Here is a 24,099-nt window from a genome sequence, read left to right as displayed (position 1 = left end):
AGGGCGATCGGATGCCGCAGACCGAGACACCAGGCATCGAGGCGGACGGGCGAGCCCGGCTGCGCTGGTGGACCGAGCTGCCGCTGATCCTCATGGTGTACGCGTCGTACTCGGCGGGCCGGCTGCTGGCCAGGGGCGACACGGCGAGCGCCGTCGACCACGGTCTGGCGATCCTGCGCATCGAGAAGGCCCTGCACATCAACGCCGAGCACCCGCTCAACCGGCTCTTCACCCGCGAGGCCTGGCTCGGCATCCCGGCCGACTTCTGGTACGCGTCGCTGCACTACCTGGTCACGCCCGCGATCCTGATCTGGCTGTTCCGGTCACGCGCGCACGTCTACCGCGCGGCCCGCACCTGGCTGATGACGTCCACGTTCATCGGCCTGATCGGCTTCACCCTCCTCCCGACCTGCCCGCCCCGGCTGCTCTCCCCCGGCTACGGCTTCGTCGACACGATGGCCGAGTACAGCTCGTACGGCTGGTGGGGCGGCGACGCGAGCGCGCCGCGCGGCCTGGGCGGCATGACGAACCAGTACGCGGCGATGCCGAGCCTGCACTGCGGCTGGGCGCTGTGGTGCGGGGTGATGCTGTGGCGCTACGGCGGCACGCGGCTCACGAAGGTCCTCGGTGTCGCCTATCCGCTGCTCACGGCGATCGTGGTCATGGGCACCGCGAACCACTATCTCCTCGACGCGGTCGCAGGTGTGGCCGTGATGGGGCTCGGGTTCCTGCTGGCACCGCGGGTGATGAAGGCCGCGGACCGGATCAGGACGCGGTTCGAGGGGCGCGGCTCACTCGTCGCGGCCCGCTCCCGCGACCTCGCGAATGCGGCGTCCCGTGACGCCTCTCGCGCCACTGAAACCTCAATTGTCAGTGGCGGATGCCAGACTTCCCCGGGTGAGCGAATTCCACGGCAGCGCGAATCACAGCTCGGTACCGGAGCCGAGCCGGGTGCCTCCCCCACGGACGCGGGGGACGGCGCTCCGGCACCGGCTCGCTGAGCTGCGCGGCCCTGACGTCCCGGCCAAGGCGCTGGACGCGCGCGCCCTCGCGGCGCTGGCGGCGAACCCGGGCTGCAAGCGCCGGGCGATCCTGGACGGCGCGGGGGTGAACAAGGCGGTGCTGGCCGACGCGCTCGGCTCGCCGTCGGCCTTCGGGCAGTCCCAGTTCGCCTTCATGCGGGGCAACGCCTTCGAGGCCCGGGTCAAGGCGGACGGCGGCGCGGAGCTGCTGCGCCTGGTGCACGAGAAGCTGGACCCGGGCGCCGAGCCGCCGACCCGCGCGCGGGTGCCCGATCTGTCCGCGATCGGCCCCGAAGGGCGCGCGGCCCGTACGGCGCTGGCGCTGCGCGAGGCCGCCGCCTGGACCTTGCTGGACCACCCGATGCTCGCCCTCGACGTGGCGGGCTCCCCGGCCTTCCTTGAGCCGGACGCGGTGGTCGTGCACCCGGACGGCAGTTGGACGGTCGTGGAGATCAAGTCCTTCCCGATGCTGGACGGTTCGGCGGACCCGGCGAAGGTCGGCGCGGCGGCCCGCCAGTCGGCGGTGTACGTGCTGGCCCTGGAGGAGGTCGCCGCCCGTCTGGAGCCCGTTCCGCGGGTGCGCACCCGCGTGCTGCTCGTCTGCCCGAAGGACTTCTCGAACCTGCCGACCGCGTCCGCCGTCGACGTCCGCAAGCAGCGCGCGGTCACCGGGCGCCAACTGGCCCGCCTCACCCGCATCGAGGACATCGCCGACGCCCTCCCCGAGGGCACCTGTTTCGCCCCCGACCGCCCGCCCGCCGAGCTGACCGCAGCGGTCGAATCGGTCCCCGCGGCCTACGCCCCCGAGTGCCTGGCCGCCTGCGAACTGGCCTTCCACTGCCGCGACCATTCCCGTACCTCCGGCGCGGTCACCACCCTCGGCCGGTCCCTGCGCGCCGAGTTGGGCGACCTGACGACGGTCGACGAGGTCCTGTCGGCGGCCCACGGCGAGTCCGGCGACCCGGACGACCCGGCGGTGGCCGCGTTGCGCAGGGCGGCCGAACTGCGGGCCGAGGCGCTGGCGCCCCACCTGGAGGCAGCGGGAAGCCGACAGGGAGTCCTGGACGAGCTCCAGGAGGGAGCCCCGTGTCGCTGATCTCAACTCTCGCCCGCCTGGAGGCCGTTCACACCGGCCGCGCCCAACCCGCCGCCACCGTCCGCCACCGGCACCTCTCCGAGCGCCCGCTCGTCCTCGTGCCGCTCACCACCGCCGGTGAGGCCGGGGCACCCCTGGGCGCGCTCGTCGGCACGGACCGGGACGCGCCGCGTCTGCTGGTCGTGGCGCAGCCGCGTGACCGGGACCTGAGGTTCGCGTTCCTCGCCGAACTGGCCGATGTGGTGCTGCCGTACATCGACACGTACGCCGACGAGGTCGAGGCGGCCGAGCGCAACGAGACCGATCCGGAGACCGGTAAGCGGGTCAAGGTCGAGGTCGAACTGTGCGCGGACGCCCCGCAGTTGATCGTGCCGAGCCGCGCGGGCATCGAGCTGGTACGGCTGTTGGGGCGCTCGATGCGGTTTCGCCGTACGGCCGAGCAGGACCCGGAGACCCCGCATCCCGCGCCCCCGCGCGTGCCGTTGCTCGGGCGGTGGCTGACGCACTTCGGGGAGCGGGCCCGGGTGCCCGGTTCGGCGCTGCTGCTCGCGCTCACCGAGGTGCTCGGCCGGCACTGGGCCACCGGCCAGTCCAGCCTGGAGGACCAGCACTTGGGCGCGCTGCTCGCCTGGATCGACCCGCCGGACGGCGTCCCCGGCGCCGAGGCCGCACTCGACGCGGAGCTACGGCGGGACGCCCGGGGCCAGTTGGTGTGCCCGCCGGCCGGTCCGGCCACGGACCCGGCGTTCGACAACAAGCTGCTCGCCCCCGCCATCGAGCGCTACGACCGCGCCCGTACCGCCCTCGCCGCCGCCGAGGACGGCCTGGAGGCCGACGACCGGCTCGGTGAACTCACCGCCGCCGAGCGGGAGATCAGGTCCCTGGTCGAGAGCATCACCCGCCCCACCTGGGACGCGGTGTGGCACGGACTCGACCTGCTGCGGGCGCTGCCGGAGGGCCCGCACGCCGTCGACCGGTGGACCCGGGACCGCTGGTCGTTCACCGGTCACCGGGACCGGATCGTCGCCGGTGAGCCCCCGCAGCCGCGCCGCGACGACGCGGTGACCGCGGCCAACAAGCTCGCCACGCGCGAGCGGGAGCAGGCCCGGCTCGATGCCCAGGAGGCCCTGGACGACCCGCTGGTGATGGCCGGGCGACGGCTCACCGGGGAGGCGTTCGCGGGCGAGGTCATCGATGTCGTCATGGCGTACAGCGAGGGCAAGAGCCCCCGCCCGCGCCCGCTGGTGACCGTGCGCACGGACGACCGGCCGCATCTCGGGGAGCGGGTGAAGGTGTTCCGCTCGCTGGGCGGCAAACCGCAGTCGGCGGAGTTCGTGGGCCGTGAGGAGGACGGCGCTCTCATCGTCCTCCGGGTCGTCGACAAGATGGGCCGCGGCAAGGAGCCGGAGACCGGTTCACTGCCGACGAAGGGCGACCGGATCTGCTTCACGCTGTTCGAGCACGAGCAGCGCGGCGGCGCGAAACTCCCCGACCAGGAGGAGACACCGTGGACGCACGGGGGCCCGCCGGGCGAGGAGAGGGCCGTTCAGGAATCCGCCGATCCGGTGACCGAGGAGGACGTGCTGTGACCGCCGTGTTCGACCCCGGTGCCGAGGCGGGCCGCGCCACCGACGCGATCCTCCGCGACACCCTGCACGGCACCGCGCGCGGAGTCGTCGTCGACTCCCCGCCCGGTGCCGGAAAGTCCACCCTCGTCGTGCGCGCGGCGCTCGAACTGGCCGCCGCCGGGCGCCCGTTGATGGTGGTCGCGCAGACCAACGCGCAGGTCGACGACCTTGTCGTCCGGCTCGCCGAGAAGAACGGCGAGCTGCCCGTGGGCCGCCTCCACAGCAGTGACGCGGACCCGTACGACAAGGCGCTGGACGACCTGCCGAACGTACGGAAGTCGGCGAAGGCGGGTGAGCTGGCCGGGCTCCCGGTCGTCATCTCTACGGCGGCCAAGTGGGCACACGTCAAAGTTGACGAGCCGTGGCGGCACGCGATCGTCGACGAGGCGTACCAGATGCGCTCGGACTCGCTGCTGGCCGTGGCCGGGCTGTTCGAGCGGGCGCTGTTCGTGGGCGACCCGGGCCAGTTGGACCCGTTCGCGATCGTCGGCGCGGAGCAGTGGGCGGGCCTGTCGTACGACCCCTCGGCCTCTGCCGTGACGACGCTTCTCGCGCACAACCCCGACCTGCCGCAGCACCGCCTGCCGGTGTCCTGGCGCCTCCCGGCATCAGCAGCACCCCTGGTGTCGAACGCGTTCTACCCGTACACCCGTTTCCGCAGCGGCACGGGCCACGGCGACCGGCTCCTCAACTTCGGTGTCCCGTCGGACGGTTCGGGCCCGGACCGGGTGATCGACGAGGCGGCGGAGTCGGGCTGGGGCCTGCTGGAACTGCCGGCCCGGCACACGCCCCGTACGGACCCGGAGGCGGTGCGGGCGGTGGCGACGGTCGTACGGCGACTGCTGGACCGGGGCGGCGCGGCCACATCCGAACGCTCCCCCGACCCCACCCCCCTGACCGCCGACCGCATCGCCGTGGGCACCGCGCACCGGGACCAGGCGGCGGCGATCCGGGCGGCGCTGGGCGAGTTGGGTGTCACCGACGTCACCGTGGACACGGCGAACCGGCTCCAGGGGCGGGAGTTCGACGTCACGGTGGTCCTCCACCCCCTCTCCGGCCGCCCCGACGCCACCGCCTTCCACCTGGAGACGGGCCGCCTCTGTGTCCTCGCCTCCCGCCACCGGCACGCCTGCATCGTGATCTGCCGAGCGGGCGTCACCGACCTCCTGGACGACCACCCGTCGACGGAGCCGGTGCAGTTGGGGGTGACGGTGAAGTTCCCGGACGGGTGGGAGGCGAATCACGCGGTGCTGGCACATCTGGCAGAGCACCGGGTGACCTGGAGACCGTGAACCGGCGTCCCGGCACCCTGCCGACGAACGCCCGGCGGCCTTCCCGCCGGACGGAGTCCGGCACGCCGCCGGAGGCGGCCAATGAAAACAGCCCGGACGGGTGGGAGGCGAATCACGCGGTGCTGGCGCACTTGGCGGAGCACCGGGTGACATGGAGACCATGACTGTGACCGTGGGCTGGAGACCGTGACCTGCGGCTCCTCGTGGTTCCGGCGGCCGGGGAGGCATACCGCGCCCGTCCGCTGGGCAGCCAATCACGCGGTGCGGGATCGGTGCCCCGGGAGTATGCCGGGGCCCCTTGCGCCGCCGGGGGACAATGGACGGTGGTCCGGCTCGTGAGGCGGGTCATCCGTGACGTACGAGGAGGAGAAGACATGGCGGAGCACACGCCGCGTCGCAACGAATCGCGGCTACGCCCCGCGCCCCTGCTCTTCGAGCCCGCGCAGGCGGCCGAGGACCCGGAGCACTTCTTCGACCTGGAGTCGATAGACGACCCCCGCGCACTGCTGGCCCGTGCGACGGAGCTGACGCACGCGTTCCGCGCCGCGACCGATCGCGCGGTGGAGTTCCAGGCGATCGCGGCGGCCCAGCTCGCCGATCCGCGCCGGTTCGACCGGCTGACGCCCGCGGACATCGCCGAGCGGGCCGAGTGGACCGAGGACTACGCGAAGAAGATGGTCGAGTTCGGCCGGGATCTGCTGCGCGGCACGGAGGGGCGGGACAGCGGGGGCGCCGACCCGGTGTGACCCCCGGAGCCATCGACCTGGCGTGACCCCGAGGCGGGACCGGGGCCTGGGCCCCCAACTCCGGCGGCACCCACAATCCCCACGGCGACCACAACTCCGGCAGCACCCACCAACCCCCACGGCTCCCGCAACTCCCGTGGCACGCACGGCTCCCACAACGCCCGCCATCCGCACAACTCCCGCGACGCGCACCGCATCCCACCGGCACCAGGGCACCCCACAACCCCCGCGCCGCCCCACAATCCCCCACCGCACACCGCGTCCCACCGCCACCAGAAAGACCTTCTGGCATATGCCGGTCGGGCAAGATACTCCCTCCCGCCCCCTCCTGTCCCGATTTCTGGCAACTCTCAGAGAGCGGGCACTCACGGCCGGTAGACCTGTGGGACATGAGCCGCACACAGGACGAGCCCTTCGCCGACCGCTTCGACATCTCGGGCGTCACCTCGGACGGTGCCGCCTGGCTCGCCTCGGCGGAAACGTATCCGCGCAGCACCCTCGCCTTCTGGAAGGAACGCCCGGACGCCCCGGTCGTCCTGCCCTGCGGCTCCGCCTTCGACGTGGTGAGCGCCCCGGCGGTCTTCGGCCGCCGTATGGTCGACCGCCTGTGGGACGAGGGCCCCGGCTCCGGACCGGTCGCCACCTACCGGGGGCGGATGCTCCTGTTCGCCGGCCCGGGCACGGCTCAGCGGCTGCCGTCGCTGCTGGGCTGGGAGGAGTGGGGCGCGCACCCCGGAGAGCACAGCCGTACGGGGTCCGTCCCGCCGCTGCTGTGTCATGGCAAGGGCGACGCAGTGACCGTCCCGGCACTGGTCGGCGCGGCCTCGGCGGCCCCGTTCGACGCGCGCTGGCTGGTCGCTCCGGACACCCGTCGGCCCTGGCTTCCCGGCGCCGAAATCCTGCTCTGGGCGGCCGTGCGGGCAGCCCGGACCGCCGTACGGATATCGATTTTTCCTCGTGCCGATCAGGATGCTAAGGTCTACGACGTCAGCAGGCGCCGCTAGCTCAGTTGGTTAGAGCAGCTGACTCTTAATCAGCGGGTCCGGGGTTCGAGTCCCTGGCGGCGCACTAGCGATTAGGTCGCTGACCTGGGCGTCCTCGGTTATCCGAGGGCGCCTTTCGCATGCCCGGTTCCGTTGCCCGATTCCGTCGCGAGCTGGCCCGTCAGCCATGTCTCGTACGCGGTGAGCGGGCGGTCCGGACGCAGTCGTTCCGGATGTCCGGCGGGCGGTTCCTGGAGCTCGATCTCGCCGCAGGCGTAGAGGCAGGGCAGACCGAACGCCGCCAAGAGGTCGTCGCGCCATTTACGGAACGCCGCCACGCGCCCGCCCCGTCGTCCGCCTCCGGCCCCTCGCCCGGCCCGTCCTCCCGCCATGGCGTCCCGCCTCCCGTCTCGCCGCCGGCCCGTGCCGCTTCGGTCAGGATGAACCGAAGCGCTGCAACACGACTTCAGGACGACTGGAGCGGGCGCCCGTGCATCTCGGCCCTCCGCCCCCTCAGTTCGCCTCCCCCGGGGTGATCACCACCGTCCAACCCCCCGACACCGTCCGCTCCTCCACCTCCACCCGTACGTTGTCGCCGGGCACGGTGAAGCTCTCGCCGAGGGAGACCGGGGCGTCGGCGAGCGGCGGGTAGACCGAGGTCTCCCAGCAGGCCTCGGTGCGCGGATGGGCGTCGACGACCTGGATCGGGCCGCTCCCGGAGGCCGCGCCGTCGCGCACCCGGTACACGAGGACGCCCTGCTTGCAGCCCGTGGCGTCGTTGCCGACGGGACTGCGCGCCTCGAAGGCCAGCGCGCTGTCGGTCCCCGTGCGCACGACCGCCAGCTTGACCCCCAGGCCGAGCCCGAACGCCGGCGAGCCCGCGGCACCGCCGGCCAGGGAGGCGCCGGGCCCGGCGGCCACGGGTTCCAGCGTCAGCCGGGTCGGCACGGCCCCCCGTACGCACACCACCTGGCGCGGATCCAGCCAGCCCAGTTTCCACTTGTGCCAGGCGAACAGGTCCGGGGAGAGCCCGAACTGACTGCCCATCAGATCCCAGTCGCCGACATAGGTGTCCCAGTCGCCCTTGCCGTCCACCGGCCGGTGGTAGAGGTCCGGCAGGTCGAAGACGTGCCCGGTCTCGTGGGCGAGGACGAGCCGGTCCGGCGGGTGCTTCTCGAACACGGTGACGACCCGCCGGATGTCCGTGCCGTCGGCCCGCAGCGGGGTGTCCAGGTTCACGACCTTGGTCGCGTCCGAGTCGACACCGGGCGCGTCCGGATCGGCGACGAAGTACACGATGTCGTAGCGCGAGAAGTCGACCTCGGGGTCGGCGGCGGCGAGCGCGTCGCGCAGGTACGCGGCGCGGTTCACCGGGTTCCAGTCGCGCTGTATGGCGTACGACGTCGACGGGTGCGGCATGCGGATCCAGTTCCGCAGCGGGTGCGGGCGGAGCGTGAACCGGCCGTAGGAGGCGCGTTCGTAGAAACGGGTGGTGGCCGGGAAGTGGTCGGCGGCCAGCGCGGTGGGGGTGGCCCGCGGGGTCGCGTCAGGGAAGGAGAGGAAGATCATCACCGCGTCGAGCGGGCGGGTGGGGCGCGCGTAGGCGGTGTTCCAGGTGTCCAGGCCCTCCGAGTGGTGGGCCGCGGTGCGCTTGAGGGCACAGGGTGTGGTCGAGAAGGGCTCGGCGACCGACTGGCTGGACATGATCGAGGTCGCGGCGAGCGCGGACATGGTGGTGAACACGGCCGCGGTACCGCGCAGTCCGGGTCGCGTCCGCCACTGCGCGAGCCCCTTGAGCGCCGTACGGGAGAGCCCCTTGAGGGGGAGCTGACACGGCACGTTGGACCTCCGGGAGCGGGTTCACGGGACACCGACACCCAGCCTGTGATGGTTTGTTGGGGTACGCCCTGTTTATCTGCACCAGAAGGGTGAGGGGGCCGCCCCGGACGGCCGGGACACGCCCGGACCGACATCCGGAAACACTCACGGAACGTCACATGTGGTCGGCCATTTGAAGAACCCGTCCAGGTGCGGGCGGAAACGATCTGACGGAACCGGCCGTTGTTCCTGGACACTGGACAGTGGCTGGAAGGGCCGGGGGCCAACCTCTATGATCGGCACACTTTCCTGCACGGACACGGCACGGCGGCCCCCCACCCGGTCGGCCATCCCGACGAGACCCATCCGAAGATCGAGTGCACTGCGGGAGCGAGCGGTGAGCGGAACGTCCGAAGGGCCGGCACCCGCGGCAGACCTCATCCGGCCAGCCGTAACAGAGAGTAATGGCGAGGCATCGCCTCGTGTCAGTGTTCCCGAAGGCGGACCGCTGGGGTCCGGCTTCTCCGCGACCGGCCCGTACGGGTCGGCCTTCTCCGTGGCCCCTCTGGCGATGGCCGTCGTGGACCGCGACGGTCTGGTCGTCAGCGCGAACGACACGTTCGGCGCGCTGCTCGGCAAGCCGGGCGCGGCCCTGACCGGGCTGGTCGCGGCCGATCTGATGGACCTGAAGGCGGACGCCCGCACCTGGCACGCCTATCGCGAGGTGCTCGGCGGCCGGCAGGCCAAGCTGAGCTGCACCCGCCGGGTCAAGCACCCCGACGGGCACCACCTGTGGGTGCAGGTGACCGCGGCGCCGCTGCCGGCCGCCGAACACGGTGTGCTGCTGTCACTCACCGACATCAGCGCCCGCCGTGAACTCCAGGCGCGGCTACGACACTTGGAGATGCACGACCCGGTGACCCGGCTGCCCAACCGCACCCTGTTCTTCGAGCGGCTCTCGGCCGCGCTGGAGGCGGAGTCGTACGAGCGGGGCGGCACCGGGCGGATCGGCCTGTGCTATCTGGATCTGGACGGCTTCAAGGCGGTCAACGACACGCTCGGCCACCGCGTCGGCGACCGGCTGCTGGCGGCCGTGGCCGAGCGGTTGACGCGCTGCGCGGACGAGGCGGGCCTTGCCCGGGCCACCGCCCCGCTGGTGGCGCGGCTGGGCGGCGACGAGTTCGCGCTGCTCGTCGAGGACTCGACCGGCACCGATCAACTGGCCGATCTCGCCGAGTCGGTGCTCAAGGCGCTCCAGGCACCCTTCGACCTGTCCGGGCAGCGGCTGTCACTGTCGGCGTCGATCGGTGTGGTCGAGCGGCAGGCGGCCGGTACGACGGCCACCGGTCTGATGCAGGCCGCCGACACGACGCTGTACTGGGCGAAGGCGGACGGCAAGTCCCGCTGGACACTGTTCGATCCGGAGCGCAACGCGCACCGCATGACCCGCCAGGCACTGGCCTCCACGCTCCGTCCGGCCATCGAGCGGGGTGAATTCACCCTGGAGTACCAGCCGTTGGTGGGCATGGAGAACGGACGGCTGCGCGGGGTCGAGGCGTTGGTGCGCTGGAACCACCCGCAGTTCGGCATGCTGACGCCGAATCGGTTCATCGGACTGGCCGAGGAGGACGGCTCGATCGTGCAGCTCGGCCGCTGGGTGCTGGTCACCGCCTGCCGCCAGGCCCGCCGTTGGCAGCTCGACCACCCGGACGAGCCGCCGATCTTCGTGAGCGTCAACGTGGCCGTACGTCAGGTGTGGGACTCGGATCTGGTCGCCGATGTCGCGGAGGTCCTGGCCGAGACCGGACTCGCCCCGCGGCTGCTCCAGTTGGAGCTGACCGAGTCGGCGGTGATGGGGTCGGCGGGGCGGCCGTTGCAGGCGCTCCAGGCGCTCAGCGACATGGGCGTGCAGATCGCCATCGACGACTTCGGCACCGGGTACTCGAACCTGGCGTATCTGAGCCGACTGCCGGTCTCCGTCCTGAAGTTGGACGGGTCGTTCGTGCGCGGTTTCCAGTACGAGGGTGAGGGTGTCCCGCCGAACCCGGCGGACGAGGTCATCGTCGAGGCGATGATCCAACTCGCCCACCGGCTGGGCCTGTCGGTGACCGCCGAGTGCGTGGAGACCTCGTCCCAGGCCGCCCGGCTGCGCCGCATCGGCTGCGACACCGGACAGGGGTGGCTGTACTCCCGTCCGGTGGCGCCGGATCGTATCTCCGAGCTACTGGGGACCACGGCCTGCAATCAGGCCTGAGGACTGTCGGGGTCTCAGGCCTGACCGGCCGTCAACTCGTAGGCGTCGGCGATCAGTTCGTACGAGCGCAGGCGCAGGTCCGCGTTGTGGGCGTGGGACGTGAGCATCAACTCGTCGGCGCCGGTGCGCTTTTGCAGATCGTCGAGGCCGGTGCGGACCTCGTCGACCGTGCCGTGGATGACGTTGGCATTCCAGGAGGTGATGAACTCCCGCTCCATGGGGCTGAATTCGTACGCCTCGGCCTCTTCCGGGGTGGGCACCAGACCGGGGCGGCCGGTGCGCAGCCGGACCATGTTGAGGGCGGCGGCCAGCACTTGGCGGCGGGCCTCCTTCTCGTCGTCGGTGGCGAGGGCGGAGACACCGATCAAGGCGTACGGCGCGTCGAGCACCGCGCTCGGGCGGAAGGACTCGCGGTAGAGGTCCAGGGCCGGGACGGTGTTCTGCGCGGAGAAGTGGTGGGCGAAGGCGAAGGGCAGGCCGAGCATGCCGGCCAGCCGGGCGCTGAAGCCGGAGGAGCCGAGCAGCCAGATCGGCGGGCGGTGCGGGGACTGGACGCCGCCGGGCGAGGTCGACTGGATCGGGCCGGGGACCGCGTGGATGCGGGCGTAGGGGTGGCCGTCGGGGAAGTCGTCGTCCAAGAAGCGGGTGAGTTCGGCGAGTTGCTCGGGGAAGTCGTCGGCGCCCTCGTTCAGGCGCTCGGTGCGGCGCAGGGCGGCGGCGGTGGCGCCGTCGGTGCCGGGGGCGCGGCCGAGGCCGAGGTCGACGCGGTTCGGGGCCAGCGCCTCCAGGGTGCCGAACTGTTCCGCGATGACGAGCGGCGCGTGGTTCGGGAGCATGACGCCGCCCGAGCCGAGGCGGATGCGGTCCGTGTGGGCCGCGAGGTGGGCCAGGATCACGGCGGGCGAGGAGGAGGCGACGCCCGGCATCGAGTGGTGCTCGGCGACCCAGTAGCGGTGGAAGCCGCGCGACTCGGCGAGCTCGGCGATCCGCACGCTGGTGCGCAGCGCGTCCGTGGCGGTGCGGCCGGCGCCCACGGTCACCAGGTCCAGTACGGAGAGGGGGACGGGGGCGGTGCCGCGCGCCGTACCCCGGATCTCGTCGGTCGTGCCCGGGACCTCGTCGTCAGCCGCCACGGTGGGTGCCTCCTGTTGTGAGCTGTGCGGTTCCTTTCCGGGCTAACAGGAGGCTGTCTCCGCTTTATTCCCGGGCCGACGGGCGGCTCAGCCGACCTGGACGAGCGGTTCCCTCGTGAAGAGCGCGCCCAGGTCCGGTGCGTTGACCTTCCGGTCCGCCAGCCGCAGGGCCTCCCACACTGCGACCTGGTTCGCGGTGAGGACCGGCTTGCCCAGCTCCTTCTCCAGGGCCGGGATGTGCGCGGCCGTGTGCAGGGCGGTGTCCGGCAGGAGGACCGCCTCGATGTCCGGGCCGTCCACGGAACGGGCCAGCGCGAACACCTCGTCGCGGCCCCGGGCGCCGACCTCGCCGGAGGCGCGGACCACGGCCGGTTCCACTCCCCCGGCCCGCAGGAAGTCCGCGAACAGCGCGGCCACGTCGTCCGGGTATGTCGTCCCTACGGCCACCCGTCGCACCCCCAGCTCCTTCGCCGCGTAGACGAAGGCGAAGGCTGTCGACGACGCCGGCAGGCCGGCCGCCCGGGCCAGGGCGCGCACCTGCTCGTGGGCGCCCTCCCAGCCGTGGACGAAGCTGCCGCCGGCGCAGGCCCAGACGACGGCCTCGGCGCCGGACGTGCGCAGTTGCCCGACGCCCGCGGTGAGCCGCTCGGGGGAACCCAGCTCGCGCAGGGCGTCCACGCTGTGCGCGTCCTCGCCGATGTCCGTGTGGACCAGGTCGAGGCGGACGTCGCTGCCGAGGAGCTGTTCGATGCGCGGGTAGTCGTCCTCGGCGGAGTGGCCCGGGTAGAGGAATCCGAGTGCGGTCATGACCAGCCTTCCTGGTGTTCTTCCGGCGGTGCCGGCCCCCGTGGCGCGCGGACTCGTCCGGTCGCACCCGATAGGGGCCCACGGCACGCGTACCCAGTCGGCGCGGGACTGCCCCCATCGTGACCTGGTTGGCCGATACGACGCCCGCGGCGAGATGCCGTCCCGCACCGGCCTCACCGAGAGAGACAAGGTGACGACGTTCCGTACGGGCGTCCATGTTGACGAAGGTGAGTTCGAGTGCGAGCGTGTCAATCCGCGCATGTCGGACGGCCGCGCCCGGTGCTTCCCACTGTGCTTCCCGCGAGAAACGGCTTCGCATGACCGCAACTCCCGCCGCCCTGCCCACCCTTCTCGTCCTGGACGCCGATCCGCTGCCCCGGCTCGGCAGGCTCACCGGCCGGGTGCGCGTCGAGCACGCCGACGCGTCCACGCTCGCGGATCAACTGCCGTCCGCCGACGTCCTGTTGGTGTGGGACTTCGCCTCGCGCGCGGTACGCGACGCCTGGCCCGGCGAGGGCCCGCGACCGCGCTGGGTGCACACGGCCAGCGCGGGCGTGGACCATGTGCTGTGCCCCGAACTCGCCGACTCCGAGACGGTGGTGACCAACGCGCGGGGCGTCTTCGACCAGCCGATCGCCGAGTACGTCGCCGCCCTCGTCCTCGCGATGGCCAAGGATCTGCCGCGCACGCTGGACCTCCAGCGGGAGCGGACCTGGCGGCACCGGGAGGGGCAGCGGGTGTCCGGCACCCGCGCCTGCGTGGTCGGTTCCGGGCCGATCGGGCGGGCGATCGTCCGTACGCTAAAGGCACTCGGCGTGACGACCGCCCTGGTCGGCCGCACCCCGCGCACCGGTATCCACGGTCCCGGCGAGCTCGACCGGCTGATGGCCCGCGCCGACTGGGTGATCGCGGCGGCTCCGCTCACCGACGAGACGCGGGGCCTGTTCGACGCCCGCCGGTTCGGCTGCATGCAGCCCTCGGCGCGGTTCATCAACGTGGGCCGGGGCCAACTCGTCGTACAGGACGCGCTCGCGGAGGCACTCACCAAGCGCTGGATCGCGGGCGCCGCCCTCGACGTCTTCGAGGCCGAACCCCTCACCCCCGACAGCTCGTTGTGGCAGGTCCCGGGGCTGATCATCTCCCCGCACATGAGCGGCGACACGGTCGGCTGGCGGGACGAACTCGGCACGCAGTTCGTCGCGGCGTACGAGAGATGGGAGGCGGGCAAGCCGCTGCCGAACGTGGTCGACAAGAAGCGTGGGTACGTACCCGGGCACTGAACTCCCCACTCTGGAGGGCCGGATGACGACCGAACTCACCGAGCTGACCGCCGTACGGCTCCTGGACGGTTACCGCAGAGGGGAGTTCAGCCCCGTGGAGGCGACCCGCGCGGCCCTGGACCGGGCCGAGGAGATCCAGCCCGCAGTGAACGCGTTCGTACGGCTCGACGCGGAGGGCGCGTTGGCCCGGGCTGCCGAGTCGGCGGAGCGCTGGCGGCGCGGGGAGCCGGCCGGGCTGCTGGACGGGGTGCCGGTCACCGTGAAGGACATCCTGCTCCAGCGCGGCGCCCCGACCCTGCGCGGCTCCAGAACCGTTGCGGAGCGCGGCAGTTGGGACGAGGACGCGCCCTCGGTGGCCCGACTGCGCGAGCACGGCGCGGTGTTCCTCGGCAAGACGACGACCCCGGAGTTCGGCTGGAAGGGCGTCACGGACTCCCCGCTGTCCGGCGTCACCCGCAACCCGCACGACCCCGCGCGCACGGCCGGCGGTTCAAGTGGCGGCAGTGCGGCGGCCGTTGCCCTCGGCGCGGGACCGCTGTCGCTGGGCACGGACGGCGGCGGCAGCGTCCGTATCCCCGCGTCCTTCTGCGGGATCTTCGGCCTGAAGCCGACGTACGGCAGGGTGCCGCTGTACCCGGCGAGCGCGTTCGGCACGCTCTCGCACGTCGGCCCGATGACCCGGGACGCGGCGGACGCGGCGCTGCTGCTGGACGTGATCGGCGTCCCGGACGCCCGCGACTGGTCGGGCCTGGACCGCCCGCCGACGTCCTTCACGTCGGGCCTCGCGCACGGCATCCGGGGCCTGCGGATCGCGTACTCGCCGTCCCTCGGCGGCCAGGTCGCGGTCCGTCCGGCGGTCGCGGCGGCGGTACGGCGGGGCGTGGAGCGGCTGGCCGCACTCGGCGCGTACGTCGAGGAGACGGACCCCGACTTCACTGACCCGGTGGACGCCTTCCACACCCTGTGGTTCAGCGGGGCGGCTCGGGTGACAGAGAAACTCACCCGGCAGCAAAGGGAGTTGCTCGACCCCGGACTGCGGGAGATCAGCGCCGCCGGGGCTCGCCTCTCCGCGCTCGACTATCTGGCGGCGGTCGATGTCCGCACGGAACTCGGCCGCAGGATGGGCCTGTTCCACGAGCGCTACGACCTCCTCGTCACGCCGACTCTCCCGATCACCGCGTTCGAGGCGGGAGTCGAGGTCCCCAAGGGTTCGGGGTACCGCCGCTGGACCGGCTGGACCCCGTTCACGTACCCCTTCAACCTGACCCAGCAGCCCGCCGCCACCGTCCCGGTGGGCAGCGACGGCGACGGGCTGCCGGTCGGGATGCAGATCGTGGGGGCGCGACACCGCGACGACCTGGTGCTGCGTGCTGCGCACGCGTTGTTCGAGGCCGGGGCCACATCCTCCGGACTCACATCTTCCGGACTCACGCCCGCCGGACTCACGCCGGCCGATAGCTGAGCCTCTTCCGCGATGGGCGGGAAGTGGGCGTGGATCTCGTCGCGGGCGCGCTTGGCGCGGTGGACGTCGTCGGCGGGCGGGAATGCGTTCCAGATCACAGTGCGGGCCGGTGAGGCGCGCTCCACCAGCGGCTTTGCCCGGCAACAGACGTTCCGATTTGCGAGTGGGACCTCGCTGAAGTGAACCGTCACGCGGTCCGGGGCGCATAACCCTGATGCGGTCGGGTAGCTGCGCGCCCATGGCTCCACCACTTGGGAACGACAGACACACATCCGGCCACCCGCCGGGTCACACCCGTCGGGCACTGCTCGCCGGGGTGGCGGCGGCCGGTGCGCTGGGCGCGGCCGGCTGCAGCCGTGTGGCCACCGCGTCGGCCACGAGCGGCGGTGATCTGCTCGACCGGCTGAAGGCGCAGGGCATCGTACGGCTGGGGATAGCGGGTGAGATCCCGTTCGGGTACATCGACACGGACGGCCGACTCACCGGTGAGGCACCGAAGTTGGCGGAAGCGATCTTCAAGCGGCTCGGCGTCGACAAGGTGCAGCCCGTGCCCACCGAGTTCGGCTCGCTCATCCCGGGGCTGAACTCGCAGCAGTTCGACGTCGTGGCCGCCGGGATGTACGTGACCCCGGAACGCTGTGAGCAGGTCGTCTTCGCCGACCCGGACTACCAGGTGCTCGACGCGTTCGTCGTGCGCAAGGGCAATCCGAAGGGGCTGCTCGACTACAAGGACGTCGTCACGAAGAAGGCGAAGTTCGCCACCGGCACCGGGTACGCGCAGATCCAGCACGCCGTCGACGCCGGGTACAAGCAGGGCGACATCCTGATCGTGCCGGACCAGGTCGCCGGACTGAACGCCGTAGAGGCGGGGCGTGTCGACGTCTTCGCCGGTACGGCGCTCACCACCCGCGCCGTCGTGAAGAAGTCGGCGAAGGCGGAGTCGACCCGGCCCTTCGCACCGCTCGTCGACGGGAAACCGCGGATCGACGGGGGCGCGTTCGCGTTCCGGCCGACCGAGTCGAAGCTGCGCGACGCCTTCAACGTCGAGCTCCACCGGCTCAAGAAGAGCGGGGAGTTGTTCCGCATCCTGCGGCCCTTCGGGTTCACGAAGGCCGAGATGACGGACCTCACCGCGAAGGAGCTCTGCGGCGGATGACCTCCGGACTCTGGGAACTCGTCCTGAAGGGGATCTGGACCACCGTCCAACTCCTCGTCCTCAGCGCGCTGTTGGCGACCGTCGTGTCGTTCGCGGTCGGCATCGCCCGCACCCACCGGCTGTGGATCGTGCGCTTCCTCGCCGGCTTCTACACCGAGGTGTTCCGCGGCACCTCCGCCCTCGTCATGATCTTCTGGGTGTTCTTCGTCCTGCCGGTCGCCTTCGGCTGGCAGCTCGTCCCCCTGTGGGCGGGCACCCTCGCCCTCGGCCTGACCTACGGCGCGTACGGCACCGAGATCGTGCGCGGCGCGCTGAACGCGGTCGACCCGGCCCAGCAGGAGAGCGGTGTGGCGCTGAGCTTCACACCCTGGCAGCGGATGCGGCTGATCCTGCTGCCGCAGGCGGTGCCGGAGATGATCCCGCCCTTCTGCAACCTGCTGATCGAACTGCTCAAGGGCACCGCCCTGGTGTCCGTCATGGGCATGGGCGATCTCACCTTCAGCGCCAACCTGGTGCGGCTCGCGCTGCAACAGAGCGCGGAGATCTACGCGTACGTCCTGCTGATCTACTTCGTGATCGCCTTCACGCTCACCCGGCTGATGCGCGGGCTGGAGAAGAAGCTGAGGGCGGGGATCGGCAAGGCGCCCGCGAGCACCGAGTCCAAGCGGAGCCGGAGCGTGAGTGTCGGAGGTGGGGTCGCGTGAAATGGAACTGGAGCGCCGTGAGCGACTTCATGCCGTACTTCTGGGACGGCCTGAAGGTCACCCTGGAGATCCTGGTCCTCGGGTCGCTGATCTCGTTCGTGCTGGGCCTGGTGTGGGCGCTGCTGATGCGGACGCCAACTCGCTGGGTGCGCTGGCCGGTTGGCGTCGTGACCGAGTTCGTGCGGGACACCCCGCTGCTGGTGCAGCTCTTCTTCCTGTTCTATGTGCTGCCGGAGTGGGGACTGACCTTCTCCGCGCTGACCACCGGTGTCTTCGCGATCGGGCTGCACTACTCGACGTACACGATGCAGGTCTATCGCGCGGGTATCGAGGCGGTGCCCGCCGGCCAGTGGGAGGCGGCGACCGCGCTGAACCTGCCGGTGCGCCGGACCTGGACGGCCGTGATCCTGCCGCAGGCGATCCGCCGGGTGGTCCCGGCGCTGGGCAACTACGTGATCGCGATGCTCAAGGACACCCCGATCCTGATGGTGATCACCGTGCTCGAACTGATGGGCCAGGCCCGGCTGTTCTCCCAGGAGCACTTCCAGTTCACCGAGCCCGTCACCGTGATCGGCGTGGCCTTCATCCTCATCTCCTGTCCCGCCTCCCTGCTGATCCGAGCCCTGGAGCGACGCCTTGTCCACTGACACGCCTCTGATGAACGATCCCGACGCGGGCGCCAACCCCCCGGTGGACGGAAGCGAGTTGATCCGCCTGGACCACGTCACGAAGCGCTTCGGGTCCAACACCGTGCTCGACGACCTCGACTTCTCCGTGGAGTCCGGCAAGCACGTCACCCTGATCGGCCCCTCCGGGTCGGGCAAGACCACGATCCTGCGGCTGCTGATGACGCTGACCGAGCCGGACGAGGGCACGATCACCGTCGACGGGGAGCGGCTCTTCCCCGCGCCCGAGAAGCGGGTCCGGGAGATCCGCAAGAAGATCGGGATGGTCTTCCAGCAGTTCAACCTGTTCCCGAACATGACCGTGCTGCGCAATGTCACCGAGGCGCCGGTCACCGTCCTGGGCCTGCCCAAGGACGAAGCGGAGGCGCGCGCCCTGGAGTTGCTCGACCTGGTCGGCCTCGCCGACAAGGCCGGCGCCCGTCCGACCCAGCTCTCCGGCGGCCAGCAGCAGCGCGTCGCGATCGCGCGGGCGCTGGCGATGCGACCGCAGGTGCTGCTGCTGGACGAGGTGACCTCCGCGCTGGACCCGGAGCTGGTCGCGGGCGTGCTCGACGTGCTGCGGGACATCGCCCGCACCACCGACATCACCATGCTCTGTGTGACCCACGAGATGAATTTCGCCCGTGATATTTCGGACCAAGTCCTGATGTTCGACTCGGGAAAGGTCATCGAATCGGGCCCGCCTGAGCAGATCTTCGGCGATCCGGAACAACAGCGGACCCGGGAATTCCTCGGCGCGATTCTTTGACATTTATTCAATTACTGCATGTGAGCAATCGAACACCCAAGGTCCACGTCACGTGGCATGACAAAGGCATATGCCAAAGGATTCGCGCCGCAGTTCGGAGGGTGTAGGGAGGACCACAATCTCGCCAACAGCCGCTCCACATCGGCCGTTTGACAGCTATCGTGGAGGGGATTCGCTGTCCGGTATCACGGCCCAAAAAGCGAGCGCAGGGAGAAACACCGTGGCGCTGATGCACGAGCCGACCGCTCCCTACCACTCGGTACAGGACGCACTGCGCATCCTGGAGACAGTCGCGAGGCACTCCACCGGTGTCACGGACACCGAACTCGCCCGTCTCACCGGCCTCGGCGACGAGCGCCTGACGATACTGCTGCGGACCCTGCGCCGCGAGGGCTACGTCGAGCAGCTCACGGACGGCGCGTACATCACCGGCGAGGCGCTGAGCCGGCTCGGCTCCACGGCCGGCCGGGAGCTGGCGGTGCGCGAGCAGATCCAGCGGACCCTGGACCGGCTGCGCGACTGTCTGGGCGCGGCGGTCTACGTCAGCCGGTACGTCGACGGCGAGGTCACGATCACCCAGTACGCGGCGGGACCCACCACCCCCGCGGTCAACGAGTGGGTCGACTTCCGGGTCTCCGCGCACGCGACCGCGCTCGGCAAGAGCCTGCTGGGCCAGCTCGATCACAACGGCCGCCGAGACCATCTCTCCCGGCACAAGATGGCCCGCCTCACCTCGCGCACCATCACCAGCGACCGGCTGCTGCTCGCCCGCCTGGAGAACCAGCCGCCGACCGTCCCCCACCTCGACCTCCAGGAGTACGCGGTGGGCACGGTCTGCGCGGCCGTCCCGATCACGGCCGGCTCCTCGGTGGGCTGCCTGGCCCTCTCCCTCCCGGTCGAACACGCCCACCGCCTGCGCCAGGCGGCCGACACCCTGAACCGCGAAGCGGGCCCGGTGCTGCTCTCCCTGGCCATCTAGCGGCCACCCCGGCGCTGGTCCTGAGCACCCCTCCGGACCAGGTAGTATTTTCTCGTCGCCCTCCGCGAGACTCTGATCCAGCGGAAGGCGTGAGTCATGCGCCGCTAGCTCAGTTGGTTAGAGCAGCTGACTCTTAATCAGCGGGTCCGGGGTTCGAGTCCCTGGCGGCGCACAGTTTGCGACTTGGGCATCCTTCTTTTACGGAGGATGCCTTTGGTCGTTTTCGGGGTCGGGCGCTATCCGGTGTGCGGGGCGACGCCGGCGTACGGCAGCATGCGGCGCTGAGAGCTGTCCGGGGCATGGATGTGCGGCTGTGTCGATCGGTCGGCCCAGGCACCCTCCGGCCAGTACTCGGCCACCGGCGCCGCCAGGTCCAACTCACCGCGCTCGGTCGGCATGTGGGCCGCGGTGGCGATCGCTCCCTCGGTTGCCGAGTAGACCAGCCGCAACGTGTCCCGCACCCACGGGCGACCGGTCTCCGGATCGGCGATGCCACCCCAGAGGTCCACCACCGGTCGACCGTCCTGGTAGACGCGGACCGCCGCCCCGATGCCCCCGTGCCGGGAGAAGTTCGCGGCGAACGCCTCACGAACTCGGTGGAACGAGCTCCCTCAAGCGGCGGAGCTACGCCTCCTCGTGACGATGGCGGCTACGCCCATTCCCACTGCCCCGTACAGGGTCAGCCAGGCTCCCTCACGGTGGTGGGTTCGGCGTTCCAGTTCCTGGGCGAACTCAAGTTGCTGGTACGTACTGGTGCCGGCGGAACGGCCGGTGTCCTTGTCGTAGGAGAGCCGACACAGGTCGCCACGCCTCATGGCTCCGGAGCGCGCCTTGCCGTTCGCGCCCAGGTGAAGCCCGGTGCAGTCGGGGGCGCCGTCGTCGGACCCTGCTGCGAGCAGGAGCACTCCCAACAGCAGGGGAAGCGCGAACAGGATGAGCAGTACACCTCTGCTGGAGCGCATCAGGTCCCCTTAACCAGGTCTCACGGGCAACTGCCCGCTTCATGGCCGACTCGGACTCACTCGCCCCTGGCTATGGTTGTCCCAGGCGCTCACTCTCGAACGGTCGTCAAGCCGTCTAATGCTCGTACCGAGCTGACGCCGTCCTCCAGGAACCCGGCGTCGTACGCCATCCAGCCGGTCAAGTGTGCTACCCGGGCCAGCAGAGCGTAGAGGCGGAGTCGGCCACTGTTCGTGTACCGGCCGCCGCCGAGCCGGTCGTCGAGCGTACGAAGTGTGCTGATGCGTTGCTCGATGGTGAGAAAACCCCGGCGATCCACACGGCCGCTCCCGACGAACTCGGACAAAGCCTCAACGGTACTGGCCTCGGTCCACGGGGCGGTCGGGCCGGCTACCTCCCGGACCGGAAGCCATCGCGGCCATCCCGACTCCCGTTGAGGGAAGCTCAGCGCGTGGACCGCCAACGGTTCACCAGGCACGTCATCACTCCCGTCATCCCCTCATGGCGCAGTGGCGGGGCTACTTCGCGTGGCCCCGCACGGGGAGGTCGTCCCCATGAGGAACCCCCCGGAAACGTTCCGCCGTTCGCACTGGGGCCGTTGACCGAGCATCAGCCGTCCGTCAATCCGTCCTCGCCGGTACCAGCGAGAGTGCCTACAAGCCGACTTGGCGCAGCTGGCGAATACTCTACGTCCTCCTCAAACACTGAGCTCAGTTTTTGAGCTTCTTCGAAAGAAGCAACGTCAACTGTTGCGAGCGAACTCGACGTGAGCCCAGGTCGGACGAGTTCCGAATCCCCGATGTATACTCTTCGACCATCATTTCGACCTCGTCGGGCGTCATGTCGATCATGCCTGCAAGAGATGCGAAGAGGTCGGCCTTCTCTCCATTCTCGCCATTGCGTTTTCTAGCCGAGACTGCACGCTGGAAAAGGTCCAAGAGGTCCCGAATCTGCGTTGTCTGGTCCGGGCCGGCGTTGCCTAGCTCCTCACGCAGCCCCCAGGAGGCATGGAGCAGCGTGAACATGTCGACGATGTTCGACCATCTGGTTCGCCCGACCCACTTGATGGTTCCGCTGAGGAACGTCAGCAGTTCGAGAAACTCCGCCGCGCGATCCTGGTAGTCCTCAAAATCTGCAGAGATCTTGTCATAGCGTTCGTTGAGTTCGATCTTTTTGTTGGACAGCCCGAAGATGCAGGTGCCGAAGACCTCGGCATAGAACTCCAGATCGCCGCCCCGTTTGCGCCGTTCACCACTGAAGATGCCGGACAGTGCGCTTATCTGGTGCGCTACGCAGTCCTTGAGGAAATCGTTGAACGGGCCAGGGAGCAAAGCATTTCGGAGCTCTTGCTCCGTCAGCACCATGTTGACTCTGTTGACACGAGCAAAAACTGCGCGCACAAACTCGTCTGCAAGGTTGGACAGGCGTCGAATCGGGAAGCGGTACTGGAAGAATTCTCGACGCACATCGGCGGGCAACTCCTTGAAGAGCTTCCCCTCGAACTCCTCGCGCAGCTTCTCGTCTTCCAGCCCGTCCAGTGGAAACTTATTGGCCAGGAACTCAAGCAAGGAGGTGAGGCGCTGCTGACCGTCGACGACAGACGCCTTCTGTTCCCCTTCCGGGGATGTCTCATACGCGAGGTAGATCTCCGGGATCGGATACCCGAGGAGGATGGTCTCCATCAAGGACACCTTGGCACGTTCGGGCCAGACGGCTTGACGCTGGTACTCGGGCTGGAGGATAAGCTCGCCGGAATTGTGCAGCGACCGGAACTCCGCCACCGTTTTCGACTCGATCTCGAACTTGAGTCCATGATCAGCCATGGTGCACGCCCTCCTCGATCGCGCGATCGCGCGCAATGTTTACACTTTTTACCTGATAACTTCTGAGCGACCTATGGTTGCGATACAGACGGTAATTTATCTCGCAATTCCTGAAGGCTCCGCCGAGATCCTGGATGAAGAGATCTCTGGACCGTGACCACTGCTCGCCAAAAGACAGCCTCGGCAGCACAATATCGAGGGCTATGCACTCCTCGAAAACCAGCTTACGCAGGTAGTTCTTGCGCCCGAGGAAGAACTCATCCTCGATTATCTCCCGGAGCTCGGCCCATGCCTTGTCGAACAGCTCTGGAGAAATCACCGCTATGTCCAGGTCCGACTTTTCATGGAACTTCCTGAAGTGCTTCTTCGGATTCATGGAATAACCCAGGCGAGCGCTTCCGACCAGCTGAACGGCCATCGGGTCCACGTCCAGTTCGGCCGCGACCAGATGTCGCCACTTGATGTAGTTTAGTTCTTGAGGCCACACTGCAGGCGTACCGTCGAACAGCCGGGCGGTCACAAAGTAGTCAACCTCCTCCCCCAGAGAGCAGAACTCCTTCCAGAATTCGGGTAGCCCTGAAACATCCTCCATCGTGTCCCCTCAGCGAGCATCAAGCTGAACATGCACGTGCCGCGGCTGTATATCTGCACCGCACTGGGTTGAGTGATGAAACCGGAGCCACCACGTCGACGTGCGAACACCGTGCGATCTCCCGAGCAATCGTGCGAAAATCCTAGCGCGCCTCATCATCCCGCAGGGTCCCTACGCGCGATCCGGCCGCCCACCTTGAGCATCAACCGACCGTCGTAGCAGGGTCTCTGGTTCGAGCTGGGGCGGCTCGGCCACAGCCTTCTTTTCATCACTCCCTTGCACGGCGGCCGGGGCGGCCTCAACCCCGGCAGGAACTTGCCTGGCCGGCACTTGACGGACGGCTGAAGTTTGTCCGTGGCCGCGCCGTCTTCGGAGCTGCATCAGGAGCGGCGCCCAGGACATGCACTCCGACAAGGAGACGCGGCTGCGACCTGGAAGAAGACCTTCGGCCACCACCCGCTGATGGGTTTCGTCGACCACGGGACGGGCGGGTCCGGCGAGCCGGTGGCCGCTCTGCTCAGGCCCGGGAACGCGGGCAGCAACACCGCCGCCGATCACATCACCACCACCCAACTGGCCCTGGCCCAGCTGCCCAAGTCCTACCGGCGCGGGCGCCAAACGCTGATCCGTACCGACTCCGCGGGCGGCACCCACGAGTTCGTGTCCTGGCTCACCAAACGCGGGCGGTGGCTGTCGTATTCGGTGGGCATGACCATCACCGACGCCATCCACCAGGCCGTACTCAAGGTGCCGCCCACAGCATGGACGCCGGCTGTCGAACCCGACGGAGAGATCCGTGACGGGGCCTGGGTCGCCGAACTCACCGGCGACCTGATCGACGGCTGGCCCCAAGGCATGCGACTGATAATCCGGAAGGAACGCCCCCACCCTGGTGCCCAGTTGAGGATCACGGACGCCGACGGCATGCGG

21 protein-coding genes, 2 tRNA genes and 3 pseudogenes are annotated in these 24,099 nt (G+C 69.9%); 17 read left to right on the top strand and 9 right to left on the bottom strand.

Annotated elements, in window-relative coordinates; all coding sequences use genetic code 11:
• Window positions 1–11: 11 nt before the first annotated feature.
• The 7 genes from ACIRRY_RS05860 (at window position 12) to ACIRRY_RS05830 (ending at window position 6,852) form a co-directional block, all read left to right on the top strand.
• Window positions 12–1,001, top strand: a complete 990-nt coding sequence (locus tag ACIRRY_RS05860; protein WP_403968414.1) for a phosphatase PAP2 family protein — start codon at window positions 12–14, stop codon at window positions 999–1,001.
• Window positions 952–2,118: a hypothetical protein gene (locus ACIRRY_RS05855; RefSeq protein ID WP_403968412.1), complete on the top strand. Its 1,167-nt coding sequence runs from the start codon at window positions 952–954 to the stop codon at window positions 2,116–2,118. Before ACIRRY_RS05860 ends, ACIRRY_RS05855 begins: the two co-directional genes overlap by 50 nt.
• The gene (locus ACIRRY_RS05850; RefSeq protein ID WP_403968410.1) at window positions 2,109–3,707 is read left to right on the top strand and encodes a hypothetical protein; all 1,599 of its coding nucleotides are present in this window, start codon (window positions 2,109–2,111) and stop codon (window positions 3,705–3,707) included. The genes ACIRRY_RS05855 and ACIRRY_RS05850 overlap by 10 nt, the downstream gene beginning before the upstream one ends.
• Complete coding sequence (locus tag ACIRRY_RS05845; protein WP_403968408.1) at window positions 3,704–5,038, top strand: AAA domain-containing protein; 1,335 nt, start codon at window positions 3,704–3,706, stop codon at window positions 5,036–5,038. The genes ACIRRY_RS05850 and ACIRRY_RS05845 overlap by 4 nt, the downstream gene beginning before the upstream one ends.
• 374 nt (window positions 5,039–5,412) lie before the next feature.
• Complete coding sequence (locus ACIRRY_RS05840; protein WP_019056620.1) at window positions 5,413–5,784, top strand: hypothetical protein; 372 nt, start codon at window positions 5,413–5,415, stop codon at window positions 5,782–5,784.
• Window positions 5,785–6,173: 389 nt separating this feature from the next.
• The gene (locus ACIRRY_RS05835; RefSeq protein ID WP_403968406.1) at window positions 6,174–6,788 is read left to right on the top strand and encodes a bifunctional DNA primase/polymerase; all 615 of its coding nucleotides are present in this window, start codon (window positions 6,174–6,176) and stop codon (window positions 6,786–6,788) included.
• Window positions 6,779–6,852, top strand: a tRNA-Lys gene (locus tag ACIRRY_RS05830). Before ACIRRY_RS05835 ends, ACIRRY_RS05830 begins: the two co-directional genes overlap by 10 nt.
• 34 nt (window positions 6,853–6,886) lie before the next feature.
• Here the strand turns inward: ACIRRY_RS05830 and ACIRRY_RS05825 are convergent.
• Complete coding sequence (locus ACIRRY_RS05825) at window positions 6,887–7,105, bottom strand: DUF6059 family protein (RefSeq protein ID WP_403968404.1); 219 nt, start codon at window positions 7,103–7,105, stop codon at window positions 6,887–6,889.
• A gap of 175 nt (window positions 7,106–7,280) precedes the next feature.
• Window positions 7,281–8,606, bottom strand: coding sequence for a M6 family metalloprotease domain-containing protein (locus tag ACIRRY_RS05820; RefSeq protein ID WP_403968402.1), 1,326 nt, complete (start codon window positions 8,604–8,606; stop codon window positions 7,281–7,283).
• Between the two features lie 376 nt (window positions 8,607–8,982).
• Between ACIRRY_RS05820 and ACIRRY_RS05815 the strand changes: the two genes are divergently transcribed.
• A complete protein-coding gene (locus ACIRRY_RS05815; protein ID WP_403968400.1) occupies window positions 8,983–10,839 on the top strand; it encodes a putative bifunctional diguanylate cyclase/phosphodiesterase in 1,857 nt (618 codons plus the stop codon).
• Between the two features lie 14 nt (window positions 10,840–10,853).
• Here ACIRRY_RS05815 and ACIRRY_RS05810 read toward each other — a convergent pair whose 3' ends face one another.
• Together ACIRRY_RS05810 and ACIRRY_RS05805 are read right to left on the bottom strand one after the other, a co-directional pair.
• On the bottom strand, window positions 10,854–11,972 hold the full coding sequence (locus ACIRRY_RS05810) for an LLM class flavin-dependent oxidoreductase (RefSeq protein ID WP_403968398.1): 1,119 nt from the start codon (window positions 11,970–11,972) through the stop codon (window positions 10,854–10,856).
• Window positions 11,973–12,059: 87 nt separating this feature from the next.
• Window positions 12,060–12,779, bottom strand: coding sequence for a decarboxylase (locus ACIRRY_RS05805; RefSeq protein WP_403968396.1), 720 nt, complete (start codon window positions 12,777–12,779; stop codon window positions 12,060–12,062).
• Between the two features lie 317 nt (window positions 12,780–13,096).
• Here ACIRRY_RS05805 and ACIRRY_RS05800 point away from each other — a divergent pair, with 317 nt between their 5' ends.
• The 8 genes from ACIRRY_RS05800 (at window position 13,097) to ACIRRY_RS05765 (ending at window position 19,966) form a co-directional block, all read left to right on the top strand.
• Window positions 13,097–14,059: a D-2-hydroxyacid dehydrogenase gene (locus ACIRRY_RS05800; RefSeq protein WP_403968394.1), complete on the top strand. Its 963-nt coding sequence runs from the start codon at window positions 13,097–13,099 to the stop codon at window positions 14,057–14,059.
• A gap of 22 nt (window positions 14,060–14,081) precedes the next feature.
• Window positions 14,082–15,521: an amidase gene (locus ACIRRY_RS05795; protein WP_403968392.1), complete on the top strand. Its 1,440-nt coding sequence runs from the start codon at window positions 14,082–14,084 to the stop codon at window positions 15,519–15,521.
• A 238-nt stretch (window positions 15,522–15,759) separates the two neighbouring features.
• Entirely contained in the window at window positions 15,760–16,677 is a 918-nt protein-coding gene (ehuB, locus tag ACIRRY_RS05790) for an ectoine/hydroxyectoine ABC transporter substrate-binding protein EhuB (protein ID WP_403968390.1), read from the top strand.
• The gene (ehuC, locus tag ACIRRY_RS05785) at window positions 16,674–17,381 is read left to right on the top strand and encodes an ectoine/hydroxyectoine ABC transporter permease subunit EhuC (protein WP_403968388.1); all 708 of its coding nucleotides are present in this window, start codon (window positions 16,674–16,676) and stop codon (window positions 17,379–17,381) included. Before ehuB ends, ehuC begins: the two co-directional genes overlap by 4 nt.
• A complete protein-coding gene (gene ehuD / locus ACIRRY_RS05780; protein ID WP_403968386.1) occupies window positions 17,378–18,028 on the top strand; it encodes an ectoine/hydroxyectoine ABC transporter permease subunit EhuD in 651 nt (216 codons plus the stop codon). The genes ehuC and ehuD overlap by 4 nt, the downstream gene beginning before the upstream one ends.
• A gap of 10 nt (window positions 18,029–18,038) precedes the next feature.
• Window positions 18,039–18,815 (top strand): ectoine/hydroxyectoine ABC transporter ATP-binding protein EhuA, encoded by a 777-nt coding sequence (gene ehuA, locus ACIRRY_RS05775; protein ID WP_403968384.1) that lies wholly within the window; start codon window positions 18,039–18,041, stop codon window positions 18,813–18,815.
• A 220-nt stretch (window positions 18,816–19,035) separates the two neighbouring features.
• Window positions 19,036–19,794: an IclR family transcriptional regulator gene (locus tag ACIRRY_RS05770; protein WP_403968382.1), complete on the top strand. Its 759-nt coding sequence runs from the start codon at window positions 19,036–19,038 to the stop codon at window positions 19,792–19,794.
• A gap of 98 nt (window positions 19,795–19,892) precedes the next feature.
• Window positions 19,893–19,966: transfer RNA gene (locus ACIRRY_RS05765), tRNA-Lys, on the top strand.
• Between the two features lie 160 nt (window positions 19,967–20,126).
• Here ACIRRY_RS05765 and ACIRRY_RS05760 read toward each other — a convergent pair.
• From ACIRRY_RS05760 to ACIRRY_RS05740, 5 genes and pseudogenes are all read right to left on the bottom strand, one after another.
• Window positions 20,127–20,402: pseudogene (locus tag ACIRRY_RS05760) on the bottom strand (serine hydrolase domain-containing protein); the annotation flags it as partial.
• A gap of 3 nt (window positions 20,403–20,405) precedes the next feature.
• Window positions 20,406–20,756 carry a hypothetical protein gene (locus ACIRRY_RS05755; RefSeq protein WP_403968380.1) on the bottom strand — a complete coding sequence of 117 codons (351 nt, stop codon included), beginning with the start codon at window positions 20,754–20,756 and terminating at the stop codon, window positions 20,406–20,408.
• Window positions 20,757–20,893: 137 nt separating this feature from the next.
• Window positions 20,894–21,187 (bottom strand): annotated as a pseudogene (locus ACIRRY_RS05750) (transcriptional regulator); the annotation flags it as partial.
• Between the two features lie 277 nt (window positions 21,188–21,464).
• Window positions 21,465–22,577 (bottom strand): DUF262 domain-containing protein, encoded by a 1,113-nt coding sequence (locus ACIRRY_RS05745; protein ID WP_403968378.1) that lies wholly within the window; start codon window positions 22,575–22,577, stop codon window positions 21,465–21,467.
• Complete coding sequence (locus ACIRRY_RS05740; protein WP_403968376.1) at window positions 22,570–23,169, bottom strand: hypothetical protein; 600 nt, start codon at window positions 23,167–23,169, stop codon at window positions 22,570–22,572. Before ACIRRY_RS05740 ends, ACIRRY_RS05745 begins: the two co-directional genes overlap by 8 nt.
• A gap of 417 nt (window positions 23,170–23,586) precedes the next feature.
• On the opposite strand from ACIRRY_RS05740, the pseudogene ACIRRY_RS05735 reads away from it, so the two are divergent.
• Window positions 23,587–24,099 (top strand): annotated as a pseudogene (locus ACIRRY_RS05735) (transposase); the annotation flags it as partial.

The organism is Streptomyces sp. NPDC101776 (assembly GCF_044766845.1).
GTDB lineage: Bacteria > Actinomycetota > Actinomycetes > Streptomycetales > Streptomycetaceae > Streptomyces.
Note: the sequence above shows the minus strand (reverse complement) of the source record. Positions and strands in the feature narration are given on the sequence as shown.

What these genes read in the sequence shown, in the direction of transcription:
- ACIRRY_RS05805 (WP_403968396.1), bottom strand. Translation starts at nt 12,779, where the DNA reads ATGACCGCACTCGGATTCCTCTACCCGGGCCACTCCGCCGAGGACGAC.
- ACIRRY_RS05800 (WP_403968394.1), top strand. Translation starts at nt 13,097, where the DNA reads ATGACCGCAACTCCCGCCGCCCTGCCCACCCTTCTCGTCCTGGACGCC.
- ACIRRY_RS05795 (WP_403968392.1), top strand. Translation starts at nt 14,082, where the DNA reads ATGACGACCGAACTCACCGAGCTGACCGCCGTACGGCTCCTGGACGGT.
- ACIRRY_RS05745 (WP_403968378.1), bottom strand. Translation starts at nt 22,577, where the DNA reads ATGGCTGATCATGGACTCAAGTTCGAGATCGAGTCGAAAACGGTGGCG.
- ACIRRY_RS05840 (WP_019056620.1), top strand. Translation starts at nt 5,413, where the DNA reads ATGGCGGAGCACACGCCGCGTCGCAACGAATCGCGGCTACGCCCCGCG.
- ehuA (WP_403968384.1), top strand. Translation starts at nt 18,039, where the DNA reads ATGAACGATCCCGACGCGGGCGCCAACCCCCCGGTGGACGGAAGCGAG.
- ACIRRY_RS05740 (WP_403968376.1), bottom strand. Translation starts at nt 23,169, where the DNA reads ATGGAGGATGTTTCAGGGCTACCCGAATTCTGGAAGGAGTTCTGCTCT.
- ACIRRY_RS05835 (WP_403968406.1), top strand. Translation starts at nt 6,174, where the DNA reads ATGAGCCGCACACAGGACGAGCCCTTCGCCGACCGCTTCGACATCTCG.
- ehuC (WP_403968388.1), top strand. Translation starts at nt 16,674, where the DNA reads ATGACCTCCGGACTCTGGGAACTCGTCCTGAAGGGGATCTGGACCACC.
- ACIRRY_RS05755 (WP_403968380.1), bottom strand. Translation starts at nt 20,756, where the DNA reads ATGCGCTCCAGCAGAGGTGTACTGCTCATCCTGTTCGCGCTTCCCCTG.
- ACIRRY_RS05860 (WP_403968414.1), top strand. Translation starts at nt 12, where the DNA reads ATGCCGCAGACCGAGACACCAGGCATCGAGGCGGACGGGCGAGCCCGG.
- ehuB (WP_403968390.1), top strand. Translation starts at nt 15,760, where the DNA reads ATGGCTCCACCACTTGGGAACGACAGACACACATCCGGCCACCCGCCG.